This window comes from Chryseomicrobium aureum, from assembly GCF_016909155.1.
Classification (GTDB): Bacteria; Bacillota; Bacilli; order Bacillales_A; family Planococcaceae; genus Chryseomicrobium; species Chryseomicrobium aureum.
In genome coordinates this window covers 58,229-72,478 of the sequence record NZ_JAFBFG010000002.1, presented here as the reverse complement: position 1 = coordinate 72,478, position 14,250 = coordinate 58,229, and the positions used below count along the sequence as shown (strand labels likewise).

General features: G+C 44.4%; 15 protein-coding genes. 6 read left to right on the top strand and 9 right to left on the bottom strand.

Features of this window, described 5'->3' with window-relative positions:
* Positions 1-91 precede the first annotated feature (91 nt).
* Positions 92-856, top strand: coding sequence for an NRDE family protein (locus JOD03_RS03605; protein ID WP_204589468.1), 765 nt, complete (start codon positions 92-94; stop codon positions 854-856).
* Between the two features lie 43 nt (positions 857-899).
* Here the strand turns inward: JOD03_RS03605 and JOD03_RS03600 are convergent, their stop codons facing one another.
* Positions 900-2,363: a carbon starvation CstA family protein gene (locus JOD03_RS03600; RefSeq protein ID WP_204589467.1), complete on the bottom strand. Its 1,464-nt coding sequence runs from the start codon at positions 2,361-2,363 to the stop codon at positions 900-902.
* A gap of 221 nt (positions 2,364-2,584) precedes the next feature.
* On the opposite strand from JOD03_RS03600, the gene JOD03_RS03595 reads away from it, so the two are divergent.
* Positions 2,585-3,520, top strand: a complete 936-nt coding sequence (locus JOD03_RS03595; RefSeq protein ID WP_204589466.1) for a carbohydrate kinase family protein — start codon at positions 2,585-2,587, stop codon at positions 3,518-3,520.
* A gap of 74 nt (positions 3,521-3,594) precedes the next feature.
* On the opposite strand, the gene JOD03_RS03590 is transcribed toward JOD03_RS03595, so the two are convergent.
* The 7 genes from JOD03_RS03590 to JOD03_RS03560 all read right to left on the bottom strand — a co-directional run bounded on the left by JOD03_RS03590 (position 3,595) and on the right by JOD03_RS03560 (position 9,792).
* Positions 3,595-4,314 (bottom strand): ATP-binding cassette domain-containing protein, encoded by a 720-nt coding sequence (locus tag JOD03_RS03590; RefSeq protein ID WP_204589465.1) that lies wholly within the window; start codon positions 4,312-4,314, stop codon positions 3,595-3,597.
* Positions 4,307-4,966 carry an amino acid ABC transporter permease gene (locus JOD03_RS03585; RefSeq protein WP_204589464.1) on the bottom strand — a complete coding sequence of 220 codons (660 nt, stop codon included), beginning with the start codon at positions 4,964-4,966 and terminating at the stop codon, positions 4,307-4,309. The genes JOD03_RS03590 and JOD03_RS03585 overlap by 8 nt, the downstream gene beginning before the upstream one ends.
* 16 nt (positions 4,967-4,982) lie before the next feature.
* Positions 4,983-5,756 carry an ABC transporter substrate-binding protein gene (locus tag JOD03_RS03580; RefSeq protein WP_204589463.1) on the bottom strand — a complete coding sequence of 258 codons (774 nt, stop codon included), beginning with the start codon at positions 5,754-5,756 and terminating at the stop codon, positions 4,983-4,985.
* A 156-nt stretch (positions 5,757-5,912) separates the two neighbouring features.
* On the bottom strand, positions 5,913-7,070 hold the full coding sequence (locus tag JOD03_RS03575) for a M20 family metallopeptidase (RefSeq protein ID WP_204589462.1): 1,158 nt from the start codon (positions 7,068-7,070) through the stop codon (positions 5,913-5,915).
* Between the two features lie 72 nt (positions 7,071-7,142).
* Positions 7,143-8,099, bottom strand: coding sequence for a 2-hydroxyacid dehydrogenase (locus JOD03_RS03570; protein ID WP_204589461.1), 957 nt, complete (start codon positions 8,097-8,099; stop codon positions 7,143-7,145).
* Positions 8,100-8,207: 108 nt separating this feature from the next.
* Complete coding sequence (speD, locus tag JOD03_RS03565; RefSeq protein ID WP_204589460.1) at positions 8,208-9,020, bottom strand: adenosylmethionine decarboxylase; 813 nt, start codon at positions 9,018-9,020, stop codon at positions 8,208-8,210.
* Positions 9,021-9,153: 133 nt separating this feature from the next.
* Entirely contained in the window at positions 9,154-9,792 is a 639-nt protein-coding gene (locus JOD03_RS03560; RefSeq protein ID WP_204589459.1) for an FMN-dependent NADH-azoreductase, read from the bottom strand.
* Between the two features lie 132 nt (positions 9,793-9,924).
* Here JOD03_RS03560 and JOD03_RS03555 point away from each other — a divergent pair, with 132 nt between their 5' ends.
* From JOD03_RS03555 to JOD03_RS03545, 3 genes are all read left to right on the top strand, one after another.
* On the top strand, positions 9,925-10,245 hold the full coding sequence (locus tag JOD03_RS03555) for a DUF3870 domain-containing protein (protein WP_204589458.1): 321 nt from the start codon (positions 9,925-9,927) through the stop codon (positions 10,243-10,245).
* Between the two features lie 224 nt (positions 10,246-10,469).
* Complete coding sequence (locus tag JOD03_RS03550) at positions 10,470-11,609, top strand: CaiB/BaiF CoA transferase family protein (protein WP_204589457.1); 1,140 nt, start codon at positions 10,470-10,472, stop codon at positions 11,607-11,609.
* A complete protein-coding gene (locus tag JOD03_RS03545; protein ID WP_204589456.1) occupies positions 11,606-12,802 on the top strand; it encodes an acyl-CoA dehydrogenase family protein in 1,197 nt (398 codons plus the stop codon). Before JOD03_RS03550 ends, JOD03_RS03545 begins: the two co-directional genes overlap by 4 nt.
* A gap of 51 nt (positions 12,803-12,853) precedes the next feature.
* Here JOD03_RS03545 and JOD03_RS03540 read toward each other — a convergent pair whose 3' ends face one another.
* Positions 12,854-13,915, bottom strand: coding sequence for an LLM class flavin-dependent oxidoreductase (locus JOD03_RS03540; RefSeq protein ID WP_204589455.1), 1,062 nt, complete (start codon positions 13,913-13,915; stop codon positions 12,854-12,856).
* Positions 13,916-14,059: 144 nt separating this feature from the next.
* Here JOD03_RS03540 and JOD03_RS03535 point away from each other — a divergent pair, with 144 nt between their 5' ends.
* Positions 14,060-14,242, top strand: coding sequence for a hypothetical protein (locus tag JOD03_RS03535; protein WP_204589454.1), 183 nt, complete (start codon positions 14,060-14,062; stop codon positions 14,240-14,242).
* The last annotated feature ends 8 nt before the right edge of the window (positions 14,243-14,250 follow it).

Genomic DNA, 14,250 nt, shown 5'->3' with positions numbered 1-14,250 from the left:
CTATTAGTCTAGAGGGTCATGCGAATTAATGCCACTCCGGAAACCTTCATGGTATAGTAAGAAAAAATCACTTCGACAGGGGGAACATCGGATGTGCCTGATCGCCTTCCATCTTCAGCAACATCCAACCTATTCACTGATTTTAGCTGCAAACCGAGATGAATTTTATGACCGTCCAACTAAGCCTGCTCGCTTTTGGGAAGAGCATCCTGAACTTCTAGCCGGAAAAGATCTCCATGCCGGAGGGACCTGGCTTGGCGTTACAAAAACAGGACGACTTGCAGCACTGACAAATTATAGAGACCCATTAAGTGTGCAACAGGATTTAATTTCACGTGGTGAGATAGTGAAAGATTTTTTAACGTCTACGGAACACGCTTCAACGTTTATTGATAAACTAGAGGCACAAAAAACGTGTTACAATGGGTTCAACTTGCTCGCAGGAACCATAGACGAACTGCACTACTATAGCAACATGCTTCCTTCAGGACACCCTATTGAAGAAGGCACACATGCTCTTAGCAACAAGTTCTTAAACACACCTTGGCCGAAAGTGGACAAAGCTCGTACACACCTAAACGAATATGTGTCATCTACAACTCTCCTAGACCCTTCTGTGCTTTTTGAGTTGATGCGAACGTCTGAACAGGCACCTGACCATAAACTTCCGGACACTGGAGTCGGCCTTGACCTTGAACGCAAGTTGTCTCCCGCTTTCATTCATATGCCAAATTACGGCACACGTTGTACGACGGTAATCCTCGTAGCGCACGACGGTAACGTCCATTTTGAAGAGCGAACCTATAGCGTTGGTGAATTGACAACAACTGCTATCCATGTATTTCAGCTCCACTAAAAAAGCCACACTGTGCGACCATCGTCACAGTGTGGCTTTTCATCTAATTTTGATAGGCTGTGCCTTTAAAACCTGATACATCATCTTCTAAGATGAATTCAGTTCCCCGTTTCTTATTAGCGTAAAAGAAGAACGCGACTGTGATTAAAATAGCAGCAATCGCTCCTGCACTATACGAAACAGCCAAAGACTGGCCAAAGCCCATGGTTGGCTCGTATACAATATAAACGAATACCATAGCAGTCATGAAAATAGCAGGTACTGTTGCAATCCAGTGATTCTTGTACTGCAAGAACAGATACATTGCTCCTATCCATAATGCGATGACTGCCGTCACTTGGTTTGCCCAAGAGAAATAGCGCCACAACAAGTTGAAATCAATTTGTGTCAACGCATACGAAATCACAAATAGTGGGATGGCAATCCATAAACGCTTTAAAATTTTCGCCTGACCAATTTTGAAATAATCAGCGATGATCATTCGAGCTGCACGGAAAGCTGTATCGCCCGACGTGATCGGTAAGATGATGACACCTAAAATTGCAAGTGTCCCCCCGATTGTTCCCATCATCAGAAGAGAAACTTCACTTACTACTGCTGCTGGTCCACCTGCTGCAAGCATTGCAGATAGGCCACCATAACCATTGAACAGAGCCATTGCCGCTGCCGCCCAGATCATAGCAATGATTCCTTCAGCAATCATCATACCGTAGAAAATTTTACGACCTTGCTTTTCATTTTGTGTCGTACGAGAGATGATTGGTGACTGCGTTGCATGAAATCCAGATAATGCCCCACACGTTATTGTAAAGAACAATAACGGGAAGATTGGTAAGTTATTCGGGTGCATGTTTTGAAGCGTCAGTTCCGGTATCGGTGCACCCGTAACGACCATTCCAATTCCTACTCCTAGCGCTGATATGACCAGAAGAGCTCCGAAAAATGGATAGAAGCGACCAATGATTTTATCAACCGGCAACAGTGTTGCGAGTATATAATAGGCAAAGATCACGAATGTAATAATGACGATACTGAACCGAGCATCCATCAAGTTATAGAGAAGCATAGCAGGTGATGTAACAAATACGGTACCTACTAAGACTAATAATAAAAGTGCGAAAACGTTTACAATATGGCGCATATGTTTTCCTAAAAAACGACTTGCGAGTTCTGGCAAGTGTGCCCCCCGATTTCGAATACTGATCATACCCGTCAAATAATCATGAACAGCACCAGCAAAAATGCAGCCGATGACAATCCAAATAAATGCCACAGGTCCATAGAGGGCTCCTGCAATCGGTCCAAATACTGGGCCTACTCCAGCAATATTTAAAAGTTGGATTAAAGAGTTTCTTGGAGTTGACATGGGAACGTAATCTACCCCATCTGCATTGACATATGCGGGTGTTGGCCGCTCTTCTTTCTCTCCAAAAACTTTCTCGACGTATTTACCATATGTAAAATAGCCGACAATTAATAAAAGAATAGCGACAAAAAATGTTATCATTCTACTCCTCCTTCTATTTTTTTGAACAATTTGAATTCTATCATTTTTTAATCTTCTCTTCATGGTCCTTTAGACCCTTTATAACTATTTACTTAGTACTACTTTGATTTAAATGGTGTAACTACTGTTTGTCGGAACAGTCTGAAGAAACCAAATCTCTTAAATAACAGCTATTTTCTGCTATACTAGACGGAAAATGATTTTACAAGGAGCGTTTAGGTTTGTCACAGACTCGCTATGTTCTAAGCTACGGAGATGCATTTATCGACTACATCGCCAGAAGCCATGAAAATAAAGAATTCGATTTGTACCTTGGAGGGGCAACAGTGAATGTTGCAGCAGGTGCTAGTCGCCTCGGACTTCCTTCACGTTTTATTACGATTACAGGAGACGACGAGGTGTCGGATTTTGTACGTGCTCAGATGGATGAAGAAGGTGTTGACCTTCAACATGCAGTATTTGCTCCTGAGAAACGTGCCACTTCGGTCTATGTTCATTTAACAGAAGAGTCGGATCGGATTTTTGCAAACTATATTGATCCAACTCCAGATATACAAGTAAAACCCGAGCATTTGCAGGAAGAAGCGTTTGAACAGGCCGTCACATTCCACTTTTGTTCAGGCACAATGTTTCATCCAGTAGCTCTGGAAACGACTCGCCGTGCGGTTGAACTGGCACGTGATAAAGGCGTTTTATTGTCCTTTGACGTCAATGTACGTCCACTTCGCTGGGAGTCTGAAGAGCGTTGCCGCGAGACAATCATTGAGTTTATGAATCGTTCTCATATGGTGAAGATGACACGTGAAGAGATGTACTTCTTGATGGAGACAGAGGACTTTGAAGAAGGGATCGAGCGTCTTCAAAAGTATTCGATTCCACTCGTATTTTTAACAGATGGTGAGAATGGAACGATTTGTTTAGTGGATGGGCAACAGATCCATGCACCGGTAACACCAGTAGTCCCTGTTGATACAACAGGCGCTGGGGATGCGTTTATTGCAGGAGTCCTATATCATGTTTTCCACTATGGGTTTCCAGAAACGCACGCGGATGTGTTAGAATGCGCAATGTTTGGAAATAAACTTGGGGCTTTATGCGCAACGAAGCAAGGTGCTTTGACCGCTATGCCTCGACTCGAAGAAATCGAAGACTTGTAAGAATTTGACCCCTGGGGCTGCCTCAATGCCAAGTTCACTTGGTTAGCGAGACAACCCCAGGGGTCAAAAACTCGTTATAGTACTTTCTCTAAGAAATCACGTGCACGGGCAGATTTTGGTGCCGAGAAGAATTCTGCTGGTGCTGCTTCTTCTACTAGTTGCCCATGATCTAGGAATACGATGCGATCCGCTACTTCTCGAGCGAATCCCATCTCATGCGTCACTATGACCATCGTCATTCCCGTATGTGCAAGATCCTTCATTACCATCAATACCTCTTTTACCATCTCTGGATCTAGTGCAGAGGTAGGTTCATCAAACAGCATGACCTCTGGTTCCATAGCCAAGGCACGTGCAATCGCTACACGTTGCTTCTGACCACCTGATAACTGAGACGGATAGGCCTTTTCTTTTTCACTAAGACCGACTTGTTTCAGTAATGCGCGTCCCTTTTCTTCCGCCGCGGCTTTTGAAAGCTTCTTCACTTGCATCGGTGCATACGTCAGATTCTCTAGTACTGTCATATGCGGGAACAAGTGAAAGTGCTGAAATACCATACCGATTTTCGCACGAACAGCGGAAAGATTCTTCGTCTTGGCAAGAGATTCTCCTTTGTATGTGATATCTCCTTCCGAAGGCTTTTCTAACAAGTTGATACAACGAAGAAGCGTCGACTTCCCTGATCCTGAAGGTCCAATTACTGCCACCACTTCTCCGGGCTGAATCATTGTCGAGATGTTGGTCAATACTTGATTCGACCCAAATTTTTTCGAAACGGATTGTATATTAATCACCTTGTCTCAACCTCTTTTCTAGCTTCTTGCCGATTAGTGTAAGGCCCATTACGAGCATGTAGTAAATGAGTCCAACAAATAATAAGGGCTCAAAGTTACGGTAAATATCCGACCCAACAACTTGTGCACGACGCATCAAGTCCATATAACTGATTGTCGAAACAAGCGCTGACTCCTTCGTCAACGTGATGAATTCATTCATAAGAGCCGGGAGAATATTTTTCATCGCTTGCGGAAGAATCAAGTCTTTCATCGCCGGCTTGTACGGAATTCCTAAAGCCATTGCTGCTTCCATCTGTCCTTTATCGACGGCTTGAATACCTGCACGAATGATTTCAGAAATGTAGGCAGCTGAGTTTAAACCAAATGCAAGAACTGCCGCTAGAAATGTCGGAATATCATAGCCCGTCAACTGCGGGACAGCGAAATAAATAATCATTAATTGAAGGATTAAAGGCGTTCCACGGAACACCGATGTATACGCATCTGCCAAAAAGCGCAAGAAGCGATTGTTCATAATTTTTACGAGGGCAATCAATGTCCCTAAAATAAATCCAAAAATAAGTGCAACAATAACGAGTTGCAACGTGACCCATATTCCTTGTAGCATAAAAGGAATATAAGGCACGATTTGGCTAAAGTCCAAATTCATGCCTTACCCCGCCTTTCTATTCTTCTGACAACCACTTGTCTTTTAATTCTTGTAATGTGCCGTTCTCTTCAAGAGTAGCAAGTGCTGCATTTACCTCTTCAACAAGCTCGCTTCCTTTTGGGAAAGCTGCAGCCATTCCTGGTGATGCAGATGTTGGATCATCAAATCCGGCAAGGTCCTGCTCTTTCTGATAGCCAACCCCTACTGCCTTGTCGATATAGATCGCATCCACACGGTTTGAAAGAAGTTCTTGAATCATGATGGATGAGCTATCAATTGGCTTGATTTCAAATCCATACTCTTCTTGGATTTTACGAGCACCTTGTTCTTGGATCGTTCCAAGTTGAACCCCTAACGTTTTTCCTTCTAAATCTTCGATGCTTTCAATCCCAGCGTCTTTCAAAGATAAGAACATTTCACCCGAGCGATGATATTCTGTTGAGAAATCAACGTTTTCTTTACGCTCGTCTGTAGCGGACATCCCTGACATAACAAAGTCGATACGGTCTGATTGAAGAGCACCGATTAATCCGTCAAACTTCATATCGCGTACTTCAAGTTCAACACCAAGTTCTTCTGCGATTGCATTTGCTAGATCAATATCAAATCCAATGATTTCACCTGAAGCATCTACGGATTCAAATGGTGGAAAGTCTGCTGATGTTCCCATTACTAATTTTGTTGTTTCTTCTGAAGAGCCTTCTGAACTTGTAGCCCCCTCTTCTGTTGAACCACATGCTGCTAAAAACAGGACTAAAAGAAGTGCTATACCTGTAAGTATCTTTTTCATAATCTTCATCTCCTAATTTATAATGTATAGTTATTCGATAAAATGTATAATAACACGGTATTTTGCATTTGTATACAGTCCTGTTGAAGTTTTATTATTCAGACTATTCGTCATAAAAAATAGCCTGATACACAATGTATCAGACAGTAGAGATTTTTATTTTTGTGCGAACTCCGCTTTCACTTGGCGCATCAATTCAGCATCTGACAATAAGTCAAACCCTGTCAACGCCATGGATAGTGCTCCGCGACTCAAGACGTGATGAGAGTTATCGGTGATTGTTAAGTCAGCTAGTTCCTGTGTGTGGAATACAAGTCCAGGAGAATCAAGACCGATATACGGATGAATAGACGGGCAGACATGACTGACATTCCCCATATCGAGTGAGCCGTATGAATCTTTCGCCGGATGAACTGTTTCAGTTCCCACTGCTAGTAAATTCTGTGTAAATCGTTTCGATAAAGTATGATTTGTTTGCATATCATCATAGCTCAATTCATAATTATGCATTTCGAGTGTAGCGCCCGTCATTTGTGCAGCACCGTGTGCAATTGCTTTTACCTTTTCTACGACTTCATTTAAATACGCTCGTTCAGATGCGCGAACATAAAACTGAGCAGATGCAAATTCCGGTACAACGTTTGCCGCTTTTCCACCTTCTGTGATAATCCCATGAATGCGTACATCTGATTGTACATGTTGACGGAGTGCGTTGATTCCATTAAACAATTGAAGGACTGCGTCTAATGCGTTAATCCCTTTTTCCGGGGATGCTGCAGCGTGACTTGGACGGCCTGTGTAATCGAACTGAATCGCATCCATTGCAAGAGAGTCGCCACTTTCATAAGATTCATCAGCAGGGTGAAGCATCATTGCTGCATCAATATCTTCAAAGACCCCTTGTTCCGCCATATCGACTTTAGCACCGTTTGTTTCTTCTGCTGGAGTCCCGAGAACATAGATCTTCCCACCCGTATCAGCTACTACTTTGGAGAGCAAAACTCCAGCGCCGACACCCATTGTTCCAATCATATTGTGCCCGCACCCGTGACCAATTCCCGGAAGAGCGTCGTACTCTGCCAAAAATGCAATCGTCGGTCCTGGAAGGCCACTGTCGTAGGTCGCTTTAAAGGCGGTCGGACGGTTGACGATTCCTTTTTCAACTTGGAAATCATGGCGCGCTAAAAAATCAGTTAGTAGTGTCATTGATTCAAATTCTTGATCACCAAGTTCTGGGTTGTGGTACAAGTGGTCGCTCATGCTCCATAGATCTTGTTGGATTTCTTCTAGATGACGTTGCAATTGTTCTTTCATTGTCTGATACTCCTTTTTCTATCATTTCCTGCCGCTACTATAACGGAATTCGAAATAAATCGCAATGCCCAATTAATTCACTGGGGTCTCAGGCTCTTTATTTTGTAAGACTGCCAACAAATTCCGTACAGTTAAGTCGGCCATTTCCATACGGGTTGCAATCGTAGAGCTCCCTATATGCGGAGCCACTTCTACATTTGGAAGTGTGAGAAGAGGATGATCGGTTGGCACAGGCTCTTGCTCAAATACATCAAGCGCTGCTGCACCAAGCTTTCCGTTCTTCAAGGCTTCATATAATGCAGCTTCATCCACTAAGCCCCCACGTGCCGTATTCACAACAATGGCATCTTCTTTCATCAAAGCAAGTTCTTCTGCACCAATTAAATACTTTAATTCCGGTGCAAATGGCAGCATGATGACCAGAAAATCGGCTTGCTTCAGTACGTCTTTGAGTTCATGATAGGTTGCCCCAATGGCTTGTTCCGCTTCTGGCTTCTTAGACCGGTTCCAGTAAATGACGTCCATGTCAAACCCTTTTGCTCGACGTGCCACGGCTTGTCCAATTCGTCCGAATCCTAAAATACCGATCGTCGAACCGCTGAGCTCTTTTCCTGCAAGCTGTAAAAGCGACCAAGACTTCCACTCTCCTTCACGGACCTCTTTACTCGCTGCACTTAACTTTCGTGCAGCTGCAAGTAATAACGCAAACGTCAAATCCGCCGTCGCGTTTGTTAATACGTCAGGTGTGTTCGTGACACGGATACTGCGCTTTGTCGCTTCCTCCACATCGATATTGTTAAAGCCGACTGCAAGCTGGCTGATCACCTTTACGTTTGGTGCCGATTCAAGCACCTCTTTATCTAATGGATCGGACAATACACTGATGATGCCATCTACATCCTTTACAGCATCGACTATTTGCTCTTTCGTCATCGGCTGTTCTGCTGAATGCCACTCGTTGTACTCCACGTGTTGTTCCAACTTCTTCACTATCTCTTCAGGAAGCTTTCTTGTTGCAAATACCTTCATCTCTCCTCACCCTTTCTGCTAAATTCTACTATTTAGCATACCAAACTTCTCGAAATAGAGACAATCAAACAAAAAAACGGACTTCTCCTAAGAGAAATCCGATCCTTCTTATTTCTTTACGATATTCTTACCATAGAAGATTTCATCCATTTCCATCTTCAGCTGGGCTTCGATTTTCTGCTGCTCTTCTGCAGTCAGATCTTCTTTCTTCTTCCCGAACAAGTAATTGTTCAAGTCAAAGTCTTTTAGTTTCGCTTTTGTATGGAAGATGTTTTCTTGGAAGATGTTCACATCAATCATGTTGAACTGCTCCTGTATATCTTCCGGAATATAATTCTGAATCGAATTGATTTCGTGATCGATGAACAATTTGTGCCCCGTTTTGTCACGCGTAAATCCACGGACACGGTAGTCGATCGTCATAATATCTGTATCAAATGAATGAATCATATAGTTCAGCGCTTTTAATGGCGAAATTTCCCCACATGTCGACACATCAATGTCTGCGCGGAACGTACTAATCCCTTCATTCGGGTGGTATTCCGGATACGTATGCACAGTCACGTGAGACTTATCCAAGTGCATAACTACTGTTTCTGGAATCGGTCCTGGCGACTCTTCGAACTGCTCTTTAGGCGCCGATTCAACCGGTCCTTCTGAAACGAGCATCGTCACACTAGCACCTTGCGGAATGTAATCTTGTTTTGCGACGTTCAACACGTGCGCTCCAATGATTTCTGTAACTTTTGTCAAGATCGCTGTTAAACGGTCTGCGTTGTATTGTTCATCGATATACTGGATGTAGCGTTCACGTTCTTCTTTTGTGCCCGTATAACAGATATCGTACATATTAAAACTGAGTGACTTTGTTAAGTTGTTAAATTCATGCAGCTCAATGCGCTGCTCGGGAGTTAACGACACGTTTCCTCATCCCTTCGCGTAAAAAATAAACTTCGGTTACAACTATACCTTTACCCCTGTTATTTGACAAGCAAACGAAGGATTCACAGGGCTTTTGGCGCAAAAAAAGAGAGGAACCAGTCCTCCCTCCTAATTAAGCGTGTTGTGCAATCAAACGTTGTGCGACTGCTTGTACGCGTGTTAGACCTTCTGCAATAATTGCTTCTGCTTGTTGCGGGTTTGCATTGTGTCCTTCGATGATCACGTTCTCGATGATTTCCATACCGAAGACGCCGTTAAAGACGTTTTGCATATAGTTATACGACATTTCCATCGGTGCCATCTCAGGTGCAGAATATAGACCACCGCGTGCGTTCAATAGAATGACTTTCTTCTCTGGCATCAATTGAACAAGATTGCCGGTTGCATCATATTTGAATGTAAATCCTGCAGAGTAGACATAATCAATAAATGTTTGAAGTGCTGCTGGAATCGTTAAGTTCCATAGTGGGAAAGCAAATACTAATACGTCTGCTTCTGACACAGCATCCATTGCTTTTTGCTTTGCAGCTAAAATACGACGCTCAACATCTGACAGCTCTTCTTCATTTTGCATCTTTCCAAATGCGTTGAACAGGTCCTGACCGAAGTACGGCATATCCTCTTCAAATACATCGAATACACGGACGTTCATCTCGTTAGTATCTTTAATCGACTCCATGAACGTGTTATACATTTTAGTTGAAATCCCGTCTGGGCGATTGTTAGCTTTTACAAGTAATACGTTTGTCATACAAGTTCCTCCTAGGTTACAAAAAATAATCACAAAAGCCATCCTACCATGCGTGTAGTTCGAGTTCAAGATATTCGCTCACCGGAAACGAGGATTTGCTATACTGAAGAAAACTCTTGAAGGAGTGCTTGGATGAAGACTCTATTTATTGCCGGTCACGCGCGACTACCTGCTGGGATGGCTGCGCAAAACCTATACGAAACATTAACGATTACTGCAGAAATCGATTCGAAATATAGCGTAATCGTAGCAGCTTCCTGTACCCTCGCCACGCAACACGGGCAAGATTTCGTTCATCATTTGCTACGGGGTCACAGTTTGCGAGACGGTATTGACGAGCCTCTTCGCGCTATCCAGACGCAGTATCTCGGGAAAGCTGGAAGCGCCCTGCAGTCTGCTTTGAAAGATCTTTACAAGCATTCTGAACAGTATCAAACAAAATTGTCAGAGTAGTTCGTTTTTTCATTTACAATCCGGTACGCGTCCGGTAAAGTGAAAGTAATGAGCGCCGAGTCACTCGCCAGTGACCATTCACGCTCTACGGAACACAAACCAATTACAATCTGCCGAATCTGACACCATTCATTCCCGAATGTTTCCTCAGATCATCCGCCAGTCTAGAGAACCTGTACGAGGTTTTTTGGACTGGCTTTTTTTATGGCAAGAAAGGAGTGTCTATGCAAGGAGCTTTAGCAGGTCTTCGCATCCTTGATTTAAGTCGTGTTCTCGCGGGTCCATACTGCACCATGATTTTCGGCGATCTAGGTGCGGAAGTCATCAAAGTGGAAGCACCAGGTGGATCTGATGAGACGCGGCACTGGGGTCCTCCGTTTCAGAACGGGGTCAGTGCCTATTACTTGAGTGCCAATCGCAACAAGGAAAGTATCACACTCGACCTTCGAACGACCGAAGACCAGGAACAGTTCAAAAAACTTGTCGCAACAAGTGACGTCGTCGTGCATAACTTTAAAACGGGTACGATGGAAAAGTTCGGCCTCGACTACGATACACTGACGACGCTCAACCCAAGACTTGTATACTGCAGTATCACTGGATTTGGTGAGACAGGGCCTCTAAAAGACCTACCTGGCTATGATTTTATCTTGCAAGGGATGAGTGGCTTGATGCAGATCACTGGTACGGAAGAATCTGGACCGCAAAAGATGGGTGTCGCGATTGTCGATATACTCACTGGACTTTATGCGTGCATCGGGATTCAAGCAGCACTCCTCGAACGCTCGACTTCCGGCCGTGGGCAACGGCTTGATCTGTCACTCTATGATTGTGCTGTCAGTAGTCTCGTCAATATCGGCAGCAGTTATTTGATGACAGGAGTTGAGCCAAAACGACGAGGCAATACGCATGCCCAAATTGCGCCTTATCAAATGTTCGACACAAAGGATGGCTCAGTCATCGTTGCAGTGGGCACAAACGCACAATTCACAGCTCTTTGTTCACTTGTAAACTGGTCGCCCCCTGAAGAATTTGAAACAAATGCCGGACGGGTAGAAAATCGAGATACTCTCACTGCCGTTCTTTCTTTGTACATGAAAGAGCGAACGACGGCTGCATGGGTCGATGCACTGCGAGAAGTAGGCATTCCCTGCGGCCCCGTTCAGACATTCGAACAACTGACGAACGATCCACAACTTCACGCACGGGACATGTGGATCACTCAACATCACAAACAAGCTGGAACAATCCAGCAAATTGGTAGTCCACTCAAATTGTCGCGCACCCCTGTCACCTACCGCCTTGCTCCACCCGAACCAGGCGACCACCAAACTAAATGGATTCAAAGGAGAGAAAACGGATGAACTTTCATTTTTCAGAAGAACAAAAAATGCTTCGCAAAACTGTACGGGATTTTGTAGACAAAGAAATCATTCCCCATATTCGTGATTGGGACCGCCAAGGGAAATTCGATCCTGCCATCATTCAGCGCCTTTCTGACCTGGGCTTGATGGGGGTTTGTATTCCTGAACAATACGGCGGAAGTGGAATGGATTACAACTCACTTGCAATCGTGTGTGAGGAGTTGGAGCGCGGCGACACAGCGTTCCGTACGGCTGTCTCTGTGCACACTGGCCTCAACAGTATGACAATTCTTCAATGGGGAACGGAAGAGCAAAAGCAAAAATATCTTGTACCACAAGCAAAAGGTGAAAAAATCGGAGCATTCGGTTTGACAGAGCCTGCTGCAGGTTCTGACGTAGCGGCACTTGAAACAACAGCAAAACTTGACGGGGATCATTATATTTTAAATGGACAAAAAGCGTGGATCTCGCTCTGCGATATCGCAGACCACTTCCTCATTTTCGCCTACACAGGAAATAAAGAAGACAAACATAAAGCCATTTCAGCATTTATCGTAGAACGCACGTGGGAAGGTTTCTCGTCGCAAGCGGTGAAAGGAAAGCTTGGCATTCGCGCAGGAAATACTGGAGAGTTGTTCTTTGAAGATGTGAAAGTACCGAAAGAGAACTTGCTCGGCAAAGAAGGCGAAGGGTTTAAAATCGCAATGGCTGCACTCGACAACGGCCGCTTTACAGTGGCTGCTGGAGCAGTCGGACTGATCCAAGCCTGCTTAGAAGCCAGTGTTGACTATTGCCACACACGTGAGACGTTCGGTAAACCAATCGGTCGTCACCAGCTCGTCCAGCAGATGCTTGCGAACATGGAAGCAGGTTATCAAATGAGTCGTTTACTTGTATACCGTGCGGGTCAATTGAAAAACGAAGGTAAGCGCAATACACGTGAAACATCTCTTGCAAAGTGGCAAGCCTGTGATTTTGCGAATAAAGCAGCAGATGATGCTGTACAAATTTTCGGTGCAAACGGCTACTCGGATGAATACCCAGTAGAGCGCTTCTTGCGGAATTCAAAGGCACCTGTAATTTATGAAGGTACACGCGAAATCCACACGTTGATGCAAGCAGACTATGTACTCGGCTATCGGGAAGATAAGACACTTTCACAGATGTTACCTGCTTGGGAAGGTCAAGAATAATCGAAGAGTACACAAAAACCCGCGATGCTTAGTCGCGGGTTTTATAGTTTTTCAGGCTTTCTTCGTGTACTTCTTCACAGCTGGCAAAATCTCGCTTCCAATCAACTCGATGTTGCGCTCGAGATCTTCAAACGGCACACCCCCGAAGTCCATCTGTGCAATATAGCGCTGGTGTCCAAACAACTCGTGCTGATACAAAATCTTCTCTATCACCTGTTGCGGGCTTCCGACATTCAACACGTCTTTTGGATCCTGTGCACTCTGTTCAAATGCAAATTTCGGATACCCGCGTCCATTGCTCTTCATCATACCTTTATCTACATACGTATGATACGTATCTATCGCTTCTTGAGACGTAGGAGCAGTAAAGAACATGCCTGCTGTTGCAATTGGTAATTCGTCTGGATTGTGGCCAGCTTGGCGAGCAGACTGTCTGTACGCTTCAACAGAATATTGGAAGTTTACAGCTTGTCCCCCTAGCATCGCAAGCATCATCGGTACTCCAGCAGCGCCTGCTTTCACTGCACTGGCAGGAGGTCCTCCGACAGCACGCCAGATTGGTAACTTACCATCAACAGGTCGTGGTAACACTTCCGCATCACGGAGTGGCGCACGAAAATCGCCGTCCCACGTGATCCGCTCTTTGTCATTGATTTGCAAAAGCAGATCAAACTTCTCTTCATACAATTCTTCGTAATAGCGAATATCATACCCGAGCAACTCAAATAAGCCAATACGTGAGGCACGACCTGCCACGATTTCGGCGCGTCCTCCTGAAATCAAATCAATCGTTGCAAAATTTTCATAGACGCGGACGGGATCAGACGTGCTGACAATCGTTGACGAGCTACCAATCTTCATCGTGTTTGTCGCTTGGGCGATTGCTGCGAGCACAACTGCATGTGCTTGTGTTGCAAAGTATTCCTGATGACTTTCCCCGACACTGAAAAAATCCATTCCCGCTTGTTCGGCCAATTGCGCCAGTCGGATGATTTCGTCGATGCGCTGTTTTGCGGAGATTCGGTCTCCTGTGTGCGGATTTGGCATGTGGTCACCTAGTGTATAAAGGCCAAACTCAAGGCCGTTGTCTCGTTGAATTCGATACTGTTCCATAAATTCTTCTTCCTCTCTTCCGGTTTCCTGCTTCTCAGTATACGCAGTTCAAGAGTCGTCAGAAAGCACAAACACTTCGAATTCGAGATTTTCAGACTTATGACCGAAATTCTGCTACACTAAAACAGGAAAGGGGCGTCTACTTTGAAATTCTTTCAATACCTTGCAATGTTTCTTGCTGGAACATTATTTCTATACATTTATGCACAAGTCATGCCGCGAGAGGGCCCTGTCTGGTCAGTTCTCTATTTTGTGATTGGGATACCTGCCCTTATCTTTTTGATTTACGGAATCCAAAGCCTATTCAAACGCGCAGCAGGCAATTAAAAAAACCG

Bases quoted from the DNA above. Each gene is read 5' to 3' on its own strand.
- JOD03_RS03605 (WP_204589468.1), top strand. From the start codon at position 92: ATGTGCCTGATCGCCTTCCATCTTCAGCAACATCCAACCTATTCACTG.
- JOD03_RS03600 (WP_204589467.1), bottom strand. From the start codon at position 2,363: ATGATAACATTTTTTGTCGCTATTCTTTTATTAATTGTCGGCTATTTT.
- JOD03_RS03585 (WP_204589464.1), bottom strand. From the start codon at position 4,966: ATGAATTTGGACTTTAGCCAAATCGTGCCTTATATTCCTTTTATGCTA.
- JOD03_RS03580 (WP_204589463.1), bottom strand. From the start codon at position 5,756: ATGAAAAAGATACTTACAGGTATAGCACTTCTTTTAGTCCTGTTTTTA.
- JOD03_RS03575 (WP_204589462.1), bottom strand. From the start codon at position 7,070: ATGAAAGAACAATTGCAACGTCATCTAGAAGAAATCCAACAAGATCTA.
- JOD03_RS03570 (WP_204589461.1), bottom strand. From the start codon at position 8,099: ATGAAGGTATTTGCAACAAGAAAGCTTCCTGAAGAGATAGTGAAGAAG.
- JOD03_RS03560 (WP_204589459.1), bottom strand. From the start codon at position 9,792: ATGACAAACGTATTACTTGTAAAAGCTAACAATCGCCCAGACGGGATT.
- JOD03_RS03555 (WP_204589458.1), top strand. From the start codon at position 9,925: ATGAAGACTCTATTTATTGCCGGTCACGCGCGACTACCTGCTGGGATG.
- JOD03_RS03550 (WP_204589457.1), top strand. From the start codon at position 10,470: ATGCAAGGAGCTTTAGCAGGTCTTCGCATCCTTGATTTAAGTCGTGTT.
- JOD03_RS03545 (WP_204589456.1), top strand. From the start codon at position 11,606: ATGAACTTTCATTTTTCAGAAGAACAAAAAATGCTTCGCAAAACTGTA.
- JOD03_RS03540 (WP_204589455.1), bottom strand. From the start codon at position 13,915: ATGGAACAGTATCGAATTCAACGAGACAACGGCCTTGAGTTTGGCCTT.